General features: G+C 56.0%; 18 protein-coding genes and 1 tRNA gene. 3 read left to right on the plus strand and 16 right to left on the minus strand.

The annotated features are described in order from the left end of the window. Nucleotides 1–595 precede the first annotated feature (595 nt). Nucleotides 596–1,201 (plus strand): tyrosine-type recombinase/integrase, encoded by a 606-nt coding sequence (locus tag ACS3WA_RS13955; RefSeq protein ID WP_438279112.1) that lies wholly within the window; start codon nt 596–598, stop codon nt 1,199–1,201. Here ACS3WA_RS13955 and ACS3WA_RS13960 read toward each other — a convergent pair. The 11 genes from ACS3WA_RS13960 to ACS3WA_RS14010 form a co-directional block, all read right to left on the minus strand. After that, entirely contained in the window at nt 1,198–1,497 is a 300-nt protein-coding gene (locus ACS3WA_RS13960) for a hypothetical protein (RefSeq protein ID WP_438279113.1), read from the minus strand. The two genes, ACS3WA_RS13955 and ACS3WA_RS13960, sit on opposite strands and share 4 nt — an antisense overlap. 145 nt (nt 1,498–1,642) lie before the next feature. Next, nucleotides 1,643–3,427 (minus strand): primase-helicase family protein, encoded by a 1,785-nt coding sequence (locus ACS3WA_RS13965; protein ID WP_438279114.1) that lies wholly within the window; start codon nt 3,425–3,427, stop codon nt 1,643–1,645. Beyond that, nucleotides 3,417–3,761, minus strand: a complete 345-nt coding sequence (locus tag ACS3WA_RS13970; RefSeq protein WP_438279115.1) for a hypothetical protein — start codon at nt 3,759–3,761, stop codon at nt 3,417–3,419. Before ACS3WA_RS13970 ends, ACS3WA_RS13965 begins: the two co-directional genes overlap by 11 nt. Then, entirely contained in the window at nt 3,761–3,907 is a 147-nt protein-coding gene (locus tag ACS3WA_RS13975) for a hypothetical protein (protein WP_438279116.1), read from the minus strand. Before ACS3WA_RS13975 ends, ACS3WA_RS13970 begins: the two co-directional genes overlap by 1 nt. Before the next feature lie 3 nt (nt 3,908–3,910). Next, on the minus strand, nt 3,911–4,153 hold the full coding sequence (locus tag ACS3WA_RS13980) for a hypothetical protein (protein ID WP_438279117.1): 243 nt from the start codon (nt 4,151–4,153) through the stop codon (nt 3,911–3,913). Between the two features lie 3 nt (nt 4,154–4,156). Continuing rightward, nucleotides 4,157–4,423 (minus strand): hypothetical protein, encoded by a 267-nt coding sequence (locus ACS3WA_RS13985; protein WP_438279118.1) that lies wholly within the window; start codon nt 4,421–4,423, stop codon nt 4,157–4,159. A 34-nt stretch (nt 4,424–4,457) separates the two neighbouring features. Beyond that, the gene (locus ACS3WA_RS13990) at nt 4,458–4,712 is read right to left on the minus strand and encodes a hypothetical protein (RefSeq protein ID WP_438279119.1); all 255 of its coding nucleotides are present in this window, start codon (nt 4,710–4,712) and stop codon (nt 4,458–4,460) included. Then, nucleotides 4,713–4,982 (minus strand): hypothetical protein, encoded by a 270-nt coding sequence (locus ACS3WA_RS13995; RefSeq protein ID WP_438279120.1) that lies wholly within the window; start codon nt 4,980–4,982, stop codon nt 4,713–4,715. After that, entirely contained in the window at nt 4,969–5,253 is a 285-nt protein-coding gene (locus ACS3WA_RS14000) for a hypothetical protein (RefSeq protein ID WP_438279121.1), read from the minus strand. Before ACS3WA_RS14000 ends, ACS3WA_RS13995 begins: the two co-directional genes overlap by 14 nt. A 311-nt stretch (nt 5,254–5,564) precedes the next feature. Beyond that, complete coding sequence (locus tag ACS3WA_RS14005; RefSeq protein ID WP_438279122.1) at nt 5,565–6,002, minus strand: DUF3102 domain-containing protein; 438 nt, start codon at nt 6,000–6,002, stop codon at nt 5,565–5,567. Beyond that, nucleotides 5,999–6,184 carry a helix-turn-helix domain-containing protein gene (locus tag ACS3WA_RS14010; protein ID WP_438279123.1) on the minus strand — a complete coding sequence of 62 codons (186 nt, stop codon included), beginning with the start codon at nt 6,182–6,184 and terminating at the stop codon, nt 5,999–6,001. The genes ACS3WA_RS14005 and ACS3WA_RS14010 overlap by 4 nt, the downstream gene beginning before the upstream one ends. Nucleotides 6,185–6,290: 106 nt before the next feature. Here ACS3WA_RS14010 and ACS3WA_RS14015 point away from each other — a divergent pair, with 106 nt between their 5' ends. Continuing rightward, a complete protein-coding gene (locus ACS3WA_RS14015; protein ID WP_438279124.1) occupies nt 6,291–6,875 on the plus strand; it encodes a hypothetical protein in 585 nt (194 codons plus the stop codon). 3 nt (nt 6,876–6,878) lie between these two features. Continuing rightward, a complete protein-coding gene (locus ACS3WA_RS14020; RefSeq protein ID WP_438279125.1) occupies nt 6,879–8,009 on the plus strand; it encodes a tyrosine-type recombinase/integrase in 1,131 nt (376 codons plus the stop codon). Between the two features lie 175 nt (nt 8,010–8,184). On the opposite strand, the gene ACS3WA_RS14025 is transcribed toward ACS3WA_RS14020, so the two are convergent. The 5 genes from ACS3WA_RS14025 to narJ all read right to left on the minus strand — a co-directional run bounded on the left by ACS3WA_RS14025 (nt 8,185) and on the right by narJ (nt 13,366). Next, nucleotides 8,185–8,261 (minus strand) — tRNA-Met (locus ACS3WA_RS14025). Nucleotides 8,262–8,904: 643 nt separating this feature from the next. Continuing rightward, nucleotides 8,905–9,978: a tellurite resistance/C4-dicarboxylate transporter family protein gene (locus ACS3WA_RS14030; RefSeq protein ID WP_438279126.1), complete on the minus strand. Its 1,074-nt coding sequence runs from the start codon at nt 9,976–9,978 to the stop codon at nt 8,905–8,907. Nucleotides 9,979–10,097: 119 nt separating this feature from the next. Next, on the minus strand, nt 10,098–11,348 hold the full coding sequence (locus ACS3WA_RS14035; RefSeq protein ID WP_438279127.1) for an MFS transporter: 1,251 nt from the start codon (nt 11,346–11,348) through the stop codon (nt 10,098–10,100). Between the two features lie 277 nt (nt 11,349–11,625). Beyond that, nucleotides 11,626–12,303, minus strand: a complete 678-nt coding sequence (narI, locus tag ACS3WA_RS14040) for a respiratory nitrate reductase subunit gamma (RefSeq protein WP_438279128.1) — start codon at nt 12,301–12,303, stop codon at nt 11,626–11,628. Between the two features lie 34 nt (nt 12,304–12,337). Next, nucleotides 12,338–13,366 (minus strand): nitrate reductase molybdenum cofactor assembly chaperone, encoded by a 1,029-nt coding sequence (gene narJ / locus ACS3WA_RS14045; protein WP_438279129.1) that lies wholly within the window; start codon nt 13,364–13,366, stop codon nt 12,338–12,340. Nucleotides 13,367–13,680 lie beyond the last annotated feature (314 nt).

Raw genomic sequence — 13,680 nt, forward strand, 5'->3', positions numbered from 1 at the left:
CTATGCTGTGGTTAGCATCCCGTGGATCGGGTGGTATGGCTTGCAAATAGCATCTCACGGACCGCGCTGGCGCTACCTATCTACAACTTTCTGGACCATGCTTGCGGTGCCGATCGGAGGCCCGCTTCTCCTCATAGTCGCTTTGTGGGTGCGTGAAGGATTTCGCAAGCACCCACCGACGTTGAATGACAAAAGCGAAGCTAGTTCGGCCAAGCCCGTACGTTGGAAGTCAAAACGGGTGCTAGAGCAAGAACGACGTCAGCAAATGACGCCTTACAAGCGAGAAACAGACAAGAACCCATCAACGGCATTTCTCGTCATTTCGATCATGTTTCCCGGAATCTGGATCATGGATGTCACTTTGATGTCCCTCTTCTTTGTCGCGCGGCTGCCAAAGTTCTAAGATGTCACAAGGCCCGATTTCGGAAATTTCATAATTTTTTCTGAGAAGTCCTATTGGCGGATTTTGTCGCGCAAATTTTGGCCCGCCCCACCCCAAGCCTGCAATCTTACAACTAACAAGACTGTTCGGAATTGGGTTATTATCCGAACAGTTCACCTATCGGGGACGCGGAAATCTATGGCGAAATCACACTTGAAGCTGGTCACGCCAGCTACTGTAAATCGAACAGTTGCGCCACGCCGCAAGCCCAATGCCGAGCTTCGGCGGCGCGAATATCTGACCGATGCCGAGATTGAGCGGCTGACCAATGCGGCCAAGGCAAACCGCCACGGCCATCGCGACGCAACCATGATCCTAGTGGCGTATCGGCACGGACTGCGGGTAGCGGAGCTAGTGGACTTGAGGTGGGATCAGATTGATTTCGCCACGGCCACGCTGGCGGTTCGGCGGATTAAACGGGGATCGCCCGCAACGCATCCGATTCGCGGCGATGAACTACGCGCGCTGCGGAAGCTACAGCGCGAGCAAGAGCCCAAGTCGCCCTTTGTGTTTACCTCGGAGCGTGGCGCGCCGTTTACCACGGCGGGGTTTGCGCGGATGGTTGAGCGGGCAGGCAATGCCGCCAAGCTGGGGTTCAAAGCCCATCCGCACATGCTGCGCCATGCGTGTGGATTTGCACTGGCGAACAAGGGGCATGATACCCGGGCGCTGCAAGGGTACTTGGGCCACAGGAATATTCAGCACACCGTCCGATATACGGAATTGTCGCCGGATCGGTTTAAGGATTTCTGGCGTTAGTCGCGCGCTGCGGCTGTCGCATCGATAACCACGAGATCGCCTCTGCTGCGCTTGATCGCAGTTTCCAGCCTAGCTGCAAAGCCGCTATTCGGCCCAAGCGTTGCGGTCACCGCCAATTTCGGGTGCTCGAAGGGCAAGGCCGCAACCGCCGCTCGCATCCGTCGCGAGATCGGCTGACACGGATCACGATACACGGCTTGGAGAAAGTCGAGCGACGTTCGGCTAGGGCCAATATCGACAAGCTCCCGCTCACCATCATCAATCCGGTTCAGTGCTTCATATACCGTCTCACCCATTCACTACCTCTATCTCTATTCTATTTTTGAATGAAGAAAGTGAAGGGTATGAAGGGTATGAAGGTAAGAAAATCAGTTTGAATATAAGAAGGTAGAACAAACTGACCCCCCTCATACCCTTCATTCCTCTTCATCCATTCTCCGTTCAAATTCTCCGCACCAACTTTCCGGCCACTATGGCGGGGTGGACTGACGCCCGGAGCGAAGCTACAGCCGAATTGACCGCAGGCGGAGCCGACCTTGGCTTATAAAACAGGTCTACCGGCTTCGATCCTTGGGCCAATTCCTCAACCTCAGAGACTTGCCAATCATCTGTTGGGTTGGTCCATCTCTGTGGACCATAAATGCTTTCCCATTTGGCACGGCAAATGCTGAGCGGCGGGAAGTCCCAGCCGTTGCCGGTGGAGGTGTGTTTCTTCTCACACACATTCCCAATCCCTTCGCCGCTATCCGCGTCAAAGAAATTCTTCATTGCTATGTCAGTGAGGGAGTATTTGAGTGATGGGAATTTCTCACGTCCATCCGCCAGCAAGTCTTTGGTAAATGCGCGGTTGGGATTTTTGGTCTTGGCCTTGGGCAACGTGCCAGCATCGAGCAATCCGAGATACCATTGCTCCATTGGCGGCAGTGAGCGGATTTGCTGCCGTTGCAACGCCTCGCCCCTCAGCAACTCCTCGGGAATGTCCCTCGGGTGCCAATCGCCAAGGTCCATCTGCCGAAGGTCGTGGAACATTGCCTCCGCTCCGCCCTCAGCGATTTGCCGATGTAGAGCGGTGAAGTAGGGCTTATCCCGCAGACGCTTCTTGCTCACTTCCATTGCCGCATAACGCCGCTCAAACCGTCCAGCGGGAATGACCCACCCTGGCTCAGCCAGCATCACGATATGCAGGCAATTGCGGACTTGAAATCGGCCGATGCCTTTCGGTTCAATGTCGATCACCGGCTCCGTGATCATTTCCTGCAGGCGACCAAGGCAGCGTTTGTAATCGTTGCCATCGCCCCACTGCGCTTCGTCAGCAAGCAACAGCACACAATCTTGCAGATGCGCGTTGAACCTGCCGACGAGGGTCTCACTGCTACTCGCTTGGTATGCGTGAAGGCCGAAGATCCGTTGCAACACGCGGCCAAGCGTGCCCTTGCCGACGCCCTTCTCGCCCATGAACACTAGCACGACCTCGGCTTGCCGATCGGGGTGTTGAATTGCCCATGCAATCCAGCGGATGACATAGTCCGCATAGATCGGATTGCCCTTCGCCAACACGTCCTCAATGTGCTGGCGGATCAATCCCCAATCACCCGCCACCGGTTCAACGCCCCAGCAACGCCAGAGATTGAGACAGCCTTCAATCGCCATCGGCCCGCCCGGCTCGAATACAACACTGCGATATTGCCTGCGGTCGCGATGCCCAAGCCACCAAGGCGCCAGTGGCTTGCGGCTTGTTTCGCCATCCTCGTTCGTAACCGACACAAAACGGTTCGAGTATTGCAGCAGGAAGTCGTTCTTCTTATGATACGTCAAAGTTAGCTTGCTGCGATCAAGCACCGATGGCGTCCAGCTGGCGATAACCGTTTTGCCGCCAACATCATCAATGACCGCGTGATGGTTGTTCATTTCCTCAAGATACTGGTCCGTTGTCGATCTTGCGGGAAGCTGCTGCGGAGCCGCTACCGGCTGATCGGTCAGCGGAACACTTACCGCTGACCGAGGTTTAGCCGAAGCCACATCGAATTGTTCTCCAACACCTTTGGCCCTTGCCTTCGCAAACAAATCCTCCGCTTTGGCTCTGGCCTGCGGCCCGAACCTCTCGCCAACAGCGTCGCAGATTTCGTGCTGTTCGTCAGCGGTTGCTCCGGCTTTGCTGGCAACGAGGGCTAGGACGCGCGGCAACCATTCCGGCGATTGCTGTGCAGCAGCGTTCTCACTCGTCATCGAAGCCGCCCCAAATTCCGAGCCCGCACGGATCAAGCATCCGGCGCTGCCTTCGATCCGCCTCCCGATCGCGAAGCCCTTGCCAATACTGACTCTCTGCGACGGCCATGTTGATCTGCACCGTTTCAGCCCGCACGGACACTGTTCTCGGCTTGCCGTTCTCAGCGTTGGGATCGCGGGGCGACACAACCACATCCGCGTCACGGATCACTCGGCCTTCACTCGCCACAACCGCGACCGCAGGTTTGGGCTTCGGCGGCGGCGGCTCGAATTGCGCCAGCAAGGCATCAATCTCCGCGTGCAGTTCTGCTTTCCGTTCTGGTGTAAGGGCCATCACCGTTCCTCCTTCCGCTGCGCCAGCTTCACAATCAACGCCTGAGTTACAGCCATCGATTGCACAGTCGCTTGCAACGTCGCCGCAACCGCCTGTCCCAATTCTGTTTTCGATTCCCGGCTCCATTCTCCAAACGGCTTTCGCATGGCTCACTTCCCTGCCATCGGATTTCGACGGCGGCCGTCCGCAATAATGTCCGCGTCAACGCCATCGGTTGCCCGCGTCATCGCCTCAACAGCCGTACGCGGCAGCGACATACGCGCCGTTGGATCATACGGCGGCGGCTTTGGCGCAACGTCGGCCGCGGTGAGGTTGATGCCCAGCCGAAGCTCTATGGCTCGCAGCCGCATTTCCATTTGTTCAAGACACTTTTCAACATCGGCCATGTTCATCGCTCAGCCCTCTCCACCGCCATGACGGCCCTGCGAGCCGCGATCATGCACGGTTGGTTTCATGGTCAACGCGCGTTCGTTGCCGAGCGGAGCTTGTGGCATCGTTCCTGCCACCAGCTTGCCAGCGGCGCTGTTCGTCAACACGACTTGCTGCCCGATCTGGCTTGCGCCTCCGGGCCGGATTTTGTCGCTGGTTGGTGAACCGGTGCGAACTGGCGGGCTCACATTCACGCGGGAGCCAATGCCACCGCCGCTCTTTGCTTTGCTCATCGTTATGTTTCCTTTTCAATGTTTGGGATTGGGGTTAAGGGCCGCCGATCGAACTGGTCGCCAGTTCTGCAAGCGTCATGATAGGAATGCCGCCCATCGCAGCGGACGCGGCTTCATCAAGCGGCCTCATGTTCGTAAAATTAAATGCGCGACAGAGCGCGGGCCATACAACGTCGCCGGGGAGCCGATTTTCCTCGCTATCCGCGATACAGGTGCCGCGACCAAATGTGGTGTAGGCGCCGCCTTGCGGGCTGCCGACAACAGTGGCGATCAAGATATAACGTGCCAACTACATATCCTCCTCAATATCGAGCACCGGATTTAGCAACTGCATGATCGCGTTTTGGCGGGCTCGCTTGTCCGGGCAGTGCTTTGCGACACAGTGCAACATCAGGGATATGTTCAATCGAGCCATTTCAATCTGAGTGCTGGTTGGCGGCGTGCGCTTCCATTCCTCAAACATTTCCTCGGCGTCGTTCCACCGTTGGCCACACGAACACTCCGGCCACGTCGTGCAGCGGCCATATAGCAAGCGCTTCAAATCTTCATTCGAGATCATCTGCGGCTCCCGTTGCTTCGGAATCGGCAGCGGCCCTAAGCGCCCGAGCCGACACCGCGCCCGGAACGAGGCAGGCTTCCATATCGGGTAGCTCGTTCACATCGATACCGAGCTGCGGCTCCGGACCGGTGGGATCGACGCCGTATGAGGATGCGGGTAAGTCGTGGCCCCACGGTTTTACCGTCGCGCCGGTGACCGCAATGGATGGCTTGTCGCTGTGTTGGGACGCTCTGGCTTCGATCTCGAAATACGTGCGGGGTTCGTCTGTCATGATGCGCGGGATTCCTCTTGCTGCTGTTCGCGGAATCGCTTCACGGCTTCCCGCCGTTCGGTGGCGAAGTGGGCGTCTGAGCATTCCCTGCAACAGCATTTTTGACGGTTCGAATAGGGAATGAAGTCGCAGCCGCACGTTAGGCATTGCTTCATCGGCAAATCTCCATTGTATGAAAATAATCCTAACATACTCTGGCAGAAATGTCAACTATATCAATAACTTGTCTAGAGCTGAGCTATTCCGTACCCGCACAGCCAACGAAAAGGCCGCCGAAGCGCGGCCTCAAATTCGCGACGTGTTGATGGTGATTAGTTGGTCCGCCTCGACTTCTTACGCTTCAACTTCGGTCGATGATCAAGCGAGCGGATGTGTTTGAAGGCAGCCTCTAGAGACAAATGCGAACTGATGGTTCGTAATCTCTCAAGTTCTTGCCGAACCTCAGTTTCATGGTTCGCCAACGTCCTGCATTTCTGCCCCCATCGAACAGTGAAGGGAAAATGACTTATGACGTAGGCTTCAAGCTCGCCATGCTTTAGCTGGGCCTTGGCAGCGTTTAGGTTTTTGCCGATGCTGATTGCCTTCTCAACGGCGGTGAGCGCAGCGCGTTGAAGCTCGGCATAGTCCGCGTTGATCTCGGCCGCAAGCTCTGTAAGCGTTGGCTGTGGTGGCGGGATCACAATCAATTCCCGCTGTGGCGATGCGATCGGAAACATTGCAGCCAAGAGTTTGATGACAGTATCGCTCATCGCGCCGCCCCTTCCAGCTTGCGCTCCAATGCCACCAAAGGCACCCTGAGCAGCCGACCAATCCGCACGGTAGGGATGTCACCACGCTGTGCCGCTTTGTAGCTGGCATTGCGGCTGAGTCCGAAAAACTCCCTGCCCGCCTCCGGCACAGTGAGCGTTTTCCTTTCGTGTTCCATTTTCATAAGTCACCTTGGGTTTGTGAGCGAACACGGACACGATGATACTGGCAATGCCTACATGTAATGGATAAGGTACGATCCAATACATGATCCGTTGCAAAAAGCGCCAATGCCCAGTCTCATTTTCGATTTCAAATGGTATAAAGACAGCAAGGGATATCGGCTGGTTTCGGCTCCACGATTGAAAGCGGGGCAGAACATCGTGGATCGCGCGGCGGCGGACATTCAGCCTGCTCGGATCGTTCGTAATGGCGGAAGGCTGGCGCCCTGTCAGCCTATGAAAATCGAAAAGCTATTCGAACGATTTTCGAGACTGACCACAGCGGAGCAGATTTTGAAATTCGTTGAGACATACGGCCCGCTAACTGCGCAGGGGCTCCGCGGAAAAGGAGACGTTGTGCTTGATGTGCTCGATGAGGCTGAGCATATGCGGAGGGGCGTGAGCAAGGCGCTAGGGAAACTCAATGTTGCAATCGACACCCTGCACGGCGAGACGCGATTGACGGTTAGTCCCGCAAGCTTGCTAGACGCGATCTGGCTTCAATTCGCTCAGGCGAACGTCCCCTCTAGGGAATGCCCGCAATGCAACAAGCGGTTTTTGTTCGGAGCCGCTGCGGGTCTCAGGAAAGATGCGAAGTTTTGTTCGTCGGACTGTCAGAAACGATATAACAGCCTCAAGCGAAGTCGGCGGTGACACATGGCCTCGGTACGCAAGCGCACCTGGACAGCCCCAAGCGGTGAAACCAAGACGGCTTGGATGGTGGACTATGCTGACAGCCGTGGTGATCGACAGCGAAAGCATTTCCCCACGAAGAAGGCAGCCGATGCATTCCGCATCAGTGTTGAGGGGCAATTACAGACCGGCATCTATCGGCCCGACGCGAGCAAGCTAACAATGCAGAAGGCGGCGGAGAGTTTCCTAGAACGATGCAAGGGCAGGCACGCCCGCGACGAGCGAATGACGCGCAAGATGCTGGTGGTCTACACCGGCCACGTCAACAATCACATCCTGCACCGTGAGCGTGGCGTTGCGGCTTGGAAACTATCGCAATTAACCGCCAAAGCCGTTGGCGAGTTTCGGGATCGGCTTCGGACGGCGGGCGTGAGTGTGCCAACAACGCGCAAAATCCTCTCAACCCTGCATGGCATTATTGAACACGCGGTCTCTCAAGATTGGATTGCCACGAATGCAGCGCAGGGAGTCAGGGTGATCGGCAGCCGAAGCGAAGGCTCTAAGAAAGTTGTGCCACCGCCAAAGGAAGCTATGCGGGCACTACTCGCCAACGCCGCTGACGACGATTTGCGGCTCAAGCTGATCTTCGCCGCATCCACAGGCGCAAGGGCTGGTGAGCAATGGGCTGCGAAATGGGACGATGTGGACTTTGATAAGAGCGAGTTGAATATTCGAGCCCGCGTTGACGCCTATGGCGAGGAAGGCGCACCCAAGAGCGCAGCAGGGGTGCGCACGGTACCGCTATCGGATCAATTGATGTCGGCGCTCAAGGCTTGGAAGCTGCGCTCGAAGTTCTCAAAGCCCAGCGATCTAATCTTTCCCAACAAGCAAGGCAGGCACACCAGCCACGACAACTTAGTGAAGCGTCGTTTCCTTCCCCTATTCGCCGGGCTCGGCCTTGAGCGATTCAACTGGCATGGGCTCCGGCACTTCGCCATATCGTGTTGGATCGAAGCGGGCATGTCCCCAAAGACTGTGCAAACTTTTGCGGGCCACGCATCGCTCCAAGTCACGATGGATCGCTACGGCCATCTATTCCCCAGCGACAGCCATAAGCGGGCAATGGATCAAATCGCCAAGGGACTTTTCAGCTAGAACAGTGAGCGAACAACTCGCTGGTTCATGTGCCATCTATGTGCCACGCACTCGCGGGCACGACGAAGGACGACACGGTAACCCGTTGGTTTTGCAAGGCATTCGCTGGCACCACGAATATGCCCGGCTTAGAAACGATTTCGCCCGCTAAGCCGTTGACCTAGCGGGCGAAATTTGGTTGCGGGGATAGGATTTGAACCTATGACCTTCAGGTTATGAGCCTGACGAGCTACCGGGCTGCTCCACCCCGCGCTAAACTTTCGCGTGCCTTCGAGGACCCATACCGGAGAGTGACTTTATCGACGCTTGAAGGCGTCGACTGATGACCGGCCCGAGGCTCCTGAGAAGGCGACCCGGGCAAATGCCCGCGGTGCGCAGCGTATGTACCAACACGAGTCTGCTTTGGAAAGGGCTGCTGCGGATATTTTCTGAGTTTTATGAAGCCGATGGCGGTCTATAGCGCCTTCGAGGGGAGCATCCTCGGGCTTGATCCGATGATGAACATCCGTTCGGGTGAAGAAAACGCGTCAAAACACTATCTAGACCGCTACCCGATCTGAATGAATCGAGATTCCCAAATCGACGTTGCGGCGATTCAAGTTGTCTACGGGAAGAAAGGCGGCAGATATGTCGAAAGCTCTATTGGTCGATCTTCGGAACGTGCGGTGGCAACGCGGTGCGTGCTGGCGCAACCCAGCACGAGGCAGCTGAACGTTTTGGTGTGGCGCGGCCAGCGTCAGCCGTTGGCAGAGGGTGGAGCGCCCGCCGAGTGATGTGCCGACCGGAAGCGCTCGGGGTGACCGCAAGTCGGGCCGCATCGACGCTCACAGCCGTCGCAGAAGCGCTCGGCCCTCAACTTCGGTGAATTTCATAACCTGTTAGCGAGGGCCGACTGTTAGCGAGGACTGAGGGCAGGAATCAGATTGCTCGCGAGCTTCCTGACCAGACCGACGAAGGCTGCTGTCCAGGCCAATAGCGCGACATAAATAAAAACATCGGCAATGGGACGCAGGAAATCCAGCCGCATGGCGCTAGCCATCTCATAAGTACAGACAGTGTACATTCCTAACGGAAAGACTGCACTCCAATAGGCCGGGTCGTACCTGAGCGGAAATCGTCGGTGAAAATGCCGCCAAACGACCAAGACGATAAGCAGCGGGATCCACCAGGTTCCGGCCGCCCAGAAGAAGATCGTAAACCCTTTAAGAAAGGGAAGTAGTTCATCAAGAAACCAGGCATCCGCAGCGTTCTCTATCAAAATCGAACCGGCGAGCGTCGAGATCGCCATCGCTCCCATGTTGATCCAGTATGAGGGCACAAAATCGGCCGGCGAGAACTTGAAGAACATGTACCGATAGAAGATCAACGAGATGATCGAAATGTACAGCATGCCGCCCCATAGCAACATCGACAGGGCGAGAAAATTGACGTCCAGACGAAGGGGCTGACTAATGTGCCGCGCGAGGAGTGCGCTGAGGAGCGAGATTGCTTGCGTCGAAACAACCGCGAGCAACCAAGCCCCGGTAATACCCTGATCGATGGTCGGCTTGGTCTCCATGATCGTCAGATTGGCGAAAATCGTGTAGGTGAGGATGATCCAAAGTAAAATGCCAAAAATCCACAGCCCCAACGCAAGGTTCAGAGCGCCAGCGAGTACGAGCTGATTCGCCATCACGCCGGTGGCAGCAACTGCAGAGAGAAATCCTGGCGCCGATCGGTGATCTGTCAGATCGGCAATTAAGGCTCGACGGTAGCGCACGAGTCGCCACGACGTTAAAATCCATAGCACGACAAACTGAACTGCATTCAGCCACAACAGGAGGACGGCGATTGGATGAAAGCCTGCCCGCTCCGAGGCAATGGAGACAATCCCGGTTGCCATAACCAAAGCGAAATATGCTGGTGAAAGGCGACGGGCACCGCGCAAGCGAAGCCGGAAGCGACGTTTCGATTTGTCGAACGGCTGCACTAGACTTTGTGAACCTTGAGTTCAAGCACCACTTTAACGCAACCGCCCCGGCACCGGGGCGGTCAATGACGTCTTTGAACGACCGATATCACATCGGAAGCCACACTTAAAAACGGACTTCAATGCGCAGGGACAGCCTCGGCAATTGCTCCACGGATCGGCTGGACATCTCTGAAGCCGACTCGTGAGAACGCTACGTAAAATGCAGCAGCGTTCATCAACGCCCAAACAACGAAACCAAGCGTGTAGCCTCCCAGAAGAAAATTGCTGGCAGCCAGGATTGCCGTCATCGTAAAGCCACAGGCAGCGCCAGCGGCTTTCGCCAGTCCGCTGACCGCGCCCACATGTTCAAAGTAGATCGGAATGAGCTTGATGACAGCCGCTGCGGCGGCGCCAGACATCAACGCAAGCCCATAAATGGCGACCAATTCCAAGCTCAATGAAAGCTGAAGCGCGAGGAGCACGGCCAAAACGGACATTACTCCAAACATCCAAGTCAGGAGTGACAGAACTTCATACCTGTCAGCCAGCCAACCGCCAAGCGGCCGCGTAATGGCAACGCAGACGACCAGCAGCGGAGTATAAAACGCCGAAGCACTGGTCGGATTGACGTGCCAAAAATCGACCAGGTAGGTCGGCATCGTCGACGCAAAGAAGACAAGCGTACCAAAGGCTACCCAGTAAAGACCGGGCACCAGCCACACGACGACGCCCGATCGGTACACGGCGAAGATCTCTCGCATCGACGTATTCTTAAGCTTCCGGTTCGGCGGGTCAGACGTAAAAAACATGTAGACCGCCGCCATCAGCAACGTAGGAATGGCGAAGATCGGAAAAATGATACGCCAACCTTCAGGATCAGACGCGTCCACGAGGTTAGTAATCACGAACGTGACGACCATCATACCGACGGTAATTCCAACGTTACCCAGGGCAAAAAGGCCCAAAGCCATGCCCTGCCTCGATTTTGGGTACCATGACGATACGTGGGCGTTACCAACCACGAACGTCGCACCGCCGAGCCCGAGCATCATCCCCAGAAATAAGAAGGAATAATAGCCTTCGGCGAACGTTCCGAAAATCAGAACAACCGAAAGGCAGACGAGCAAAATTGTGAATACGGTCCGACCGCCAAACTTGTCGGTCCAGATCCCGAGAGGGATGCTGATGGCCGCCGCGAACAGTGGTTCCATTGCTGCAAGGATGAGTACCTGAGTGCTTGTGAAATGGTACCACTCAATAAGAAAAGGGGCGAGCGCGGAAAACATTCCCCAAATCGCAAAACCAAGCGAAAACGCCACGGTCGATATAAACAAAATCCTCGCATTGCCCTGAGGCTCGTCCGTCTTATCAACCCCGACATGTTCCACGGGTAGCTCCTGCAAAAATTGTATCCAGCCGATACGTGCTGCGTGCTTTAATCAACGTTACTGTCTTGGCAGGACCTCAATCTATCTGCTGATAACTCGTCTCCCTCGGGCACGTGAAAGTCACGAGCTTCGGCCAACAAGCACAGCCAACAATATAAGATTAGATCCTCACCACCAACGCTGGCGCATAAGGCTCGCCGGCGAGCAATAACTCGCCGGCGATACTCAAAACTTCTTTCTGGATGATCTTATCAAATTCCCGTTAGTGCGCCAAGCGTTAGTGCGCCTGCCGTACGGTGTTTCTGATTTGCAGCTGATAAGGCCGCCACAGATACCAGAAGGGGAACATGATCAAGTGTACCAAGCGCGAGAACGGGAACAGCGCGATCACGACAAACCCATTCAGCATGTGCGCCTTAACCGCGAACGGCAATGCCGAAACATAATGCGTCTGCGGATTCAGTGACACCAGGGAAATAAGCCACGGCACAGCCGTGTCGATGTACCAGTCAGCACCCCAACGGTAAGCCAGTGATACCCAGAAGCCAAGTGCAACCTGAACCAGCAGCGCAACCAGCAGCACACCGTCCATCGGACTCGTAACCGCAAGAATACGCTCTGTCGTGAAGCGGCGTACCATTAGAACGCAGAGCCCAATCAGCGCGGCCAAACCAAAGGTAAAGCCAATGAGCTCAATCGTGTACAGCGCTGTCGGAGTGGCTGTAAGGCTCGCCCACATGCCAGGAACCAAAAAGCCAATCAGATGGGCTAGCAAAACAACAACGATACCATAGTGCCACGGCACCGAGCCCCAAAACAGCCGACGGTTCTCCAAGAGTTGGGAAGATAGCGTAGAGTAGGAGAAGCGGTTCGTACGGTACCTGTGAACACCTCCAAGTACCGCTACTACGATCGCCAAGTATGGCAGAACCGCAAACAGGAATACGTCATACATAGAATTTGCCTCCGTCACACATGGGATATTCTTCTCACGCTCGCCAATCCAGTAGGTCGTCTGCGGCGACCTCAGCAAGTGGCTTGTAAACCTTGAAGTGCTGCCGTCCAGCCTGCGTCCAAAACACAACATGTGTTTCAACCGGCGGACATCCTGGATCCGAGCATGGAAGCTCGGACACCATGATGGTCTCATCCTCGTCGAGGTTGAATCGCTCGCGTGTCCAGCCGAGCACACGTTCCTGCTCTGCCGATCGGTCCGCGAGCCTCTTGGTCATACCTTCGTTCAACAAAAGACGAAGTGCATCAAGTGCCTGATGATACGGGTGCGCACGCTTTTCAACTTCATCAATGTCGTAATCTTCGCTCATCGCCAACAGGAAGCCACCCTCGAGAACATCACCCTGGCTTTGACCGCTAAGTTGCTTCCGATCATCCTTTTGGTTCTGTCCTTCAAGCAGCTTTCGGGCTTCACGCTGCTGATCCTTTAGCTGCTTGCGCAACTCCCGGTCATCCAACTTCGAGCGTTCAATTCCTGTGTCGCCATCGATATCGGCGTGCCCGTGTTGGTGCCCCTCGGTTTCCGGCTTTGTCGTCATGCGCTCAAGCGCCGGCAATAACCCCTTGTTCAGTAGCGCATCAATATCCTCGCCATCGTTCTGTGCGGCGAACCGCAGCACAATCGACAGGCGATCGGGAATTTCAGAAGCACTCGATTCGAAACCGCTGGCGCGATAACTCTTCTTCAACTCGACCAAAAAAATACTGCGTTTATAGTTTTCGCCAAATAGCTGATACCCGACATACGGATGGCATATGGAGTTCAGGTCGAAAAAGCCGCTATAAACCTCCTGCAGCTTCCCAATACCAGTTTCTTCAGCGAAACTGCGAAAACTCTCCAGCAAGGCCGCCGCCTGCGGTTGGACACCGCGAACCAGCGCCGCACATTCGGACGCCTTACGATCCAAACCTGGAGCGGGGTAATCGAGGATGTCAGCGAACAGATCCAAAACCTTGGAGCGGTTCGAGTACAAAACCTCTGCGCGGTGTGAAAAGCGACTCATGATCTTCTACAACTAACGTCGTCCGCGGACACTGTTGCCGGTAGCAGTCATCGCCCATGCTTTCGCGCGCGGGCTGACCAAGACCCGGTTGGGCCGAAGCCCAACCGGTGTGTTGCGTTGCGTAACGCGACGAGAGCCTATGGTCCTCTCGCCGGGTCGGTGTGGAAGCCGACGCCAACCTCGCCCTTGCGGATCGGATAGTTGTGCGAGACCGGATCGAGCTGCGGGAACAGCGCGTCGACCGCCGTCTCCCGCTCCATCGGCGGAACCACGAAACGCTCCTCGAAGGTCGGCATCGACGTCAAGCGCCAGAT

This window comes from Nitrobacter sp. (assembly GCF_051535235.1).
In the GTDB taxonomy this organism is placed as follows: domain Bacteria; phylum Pseudomonadota; class Alphaproteobacteria; order Rhizobiales; family Xanthobacteraceae; genus Nitrobacter.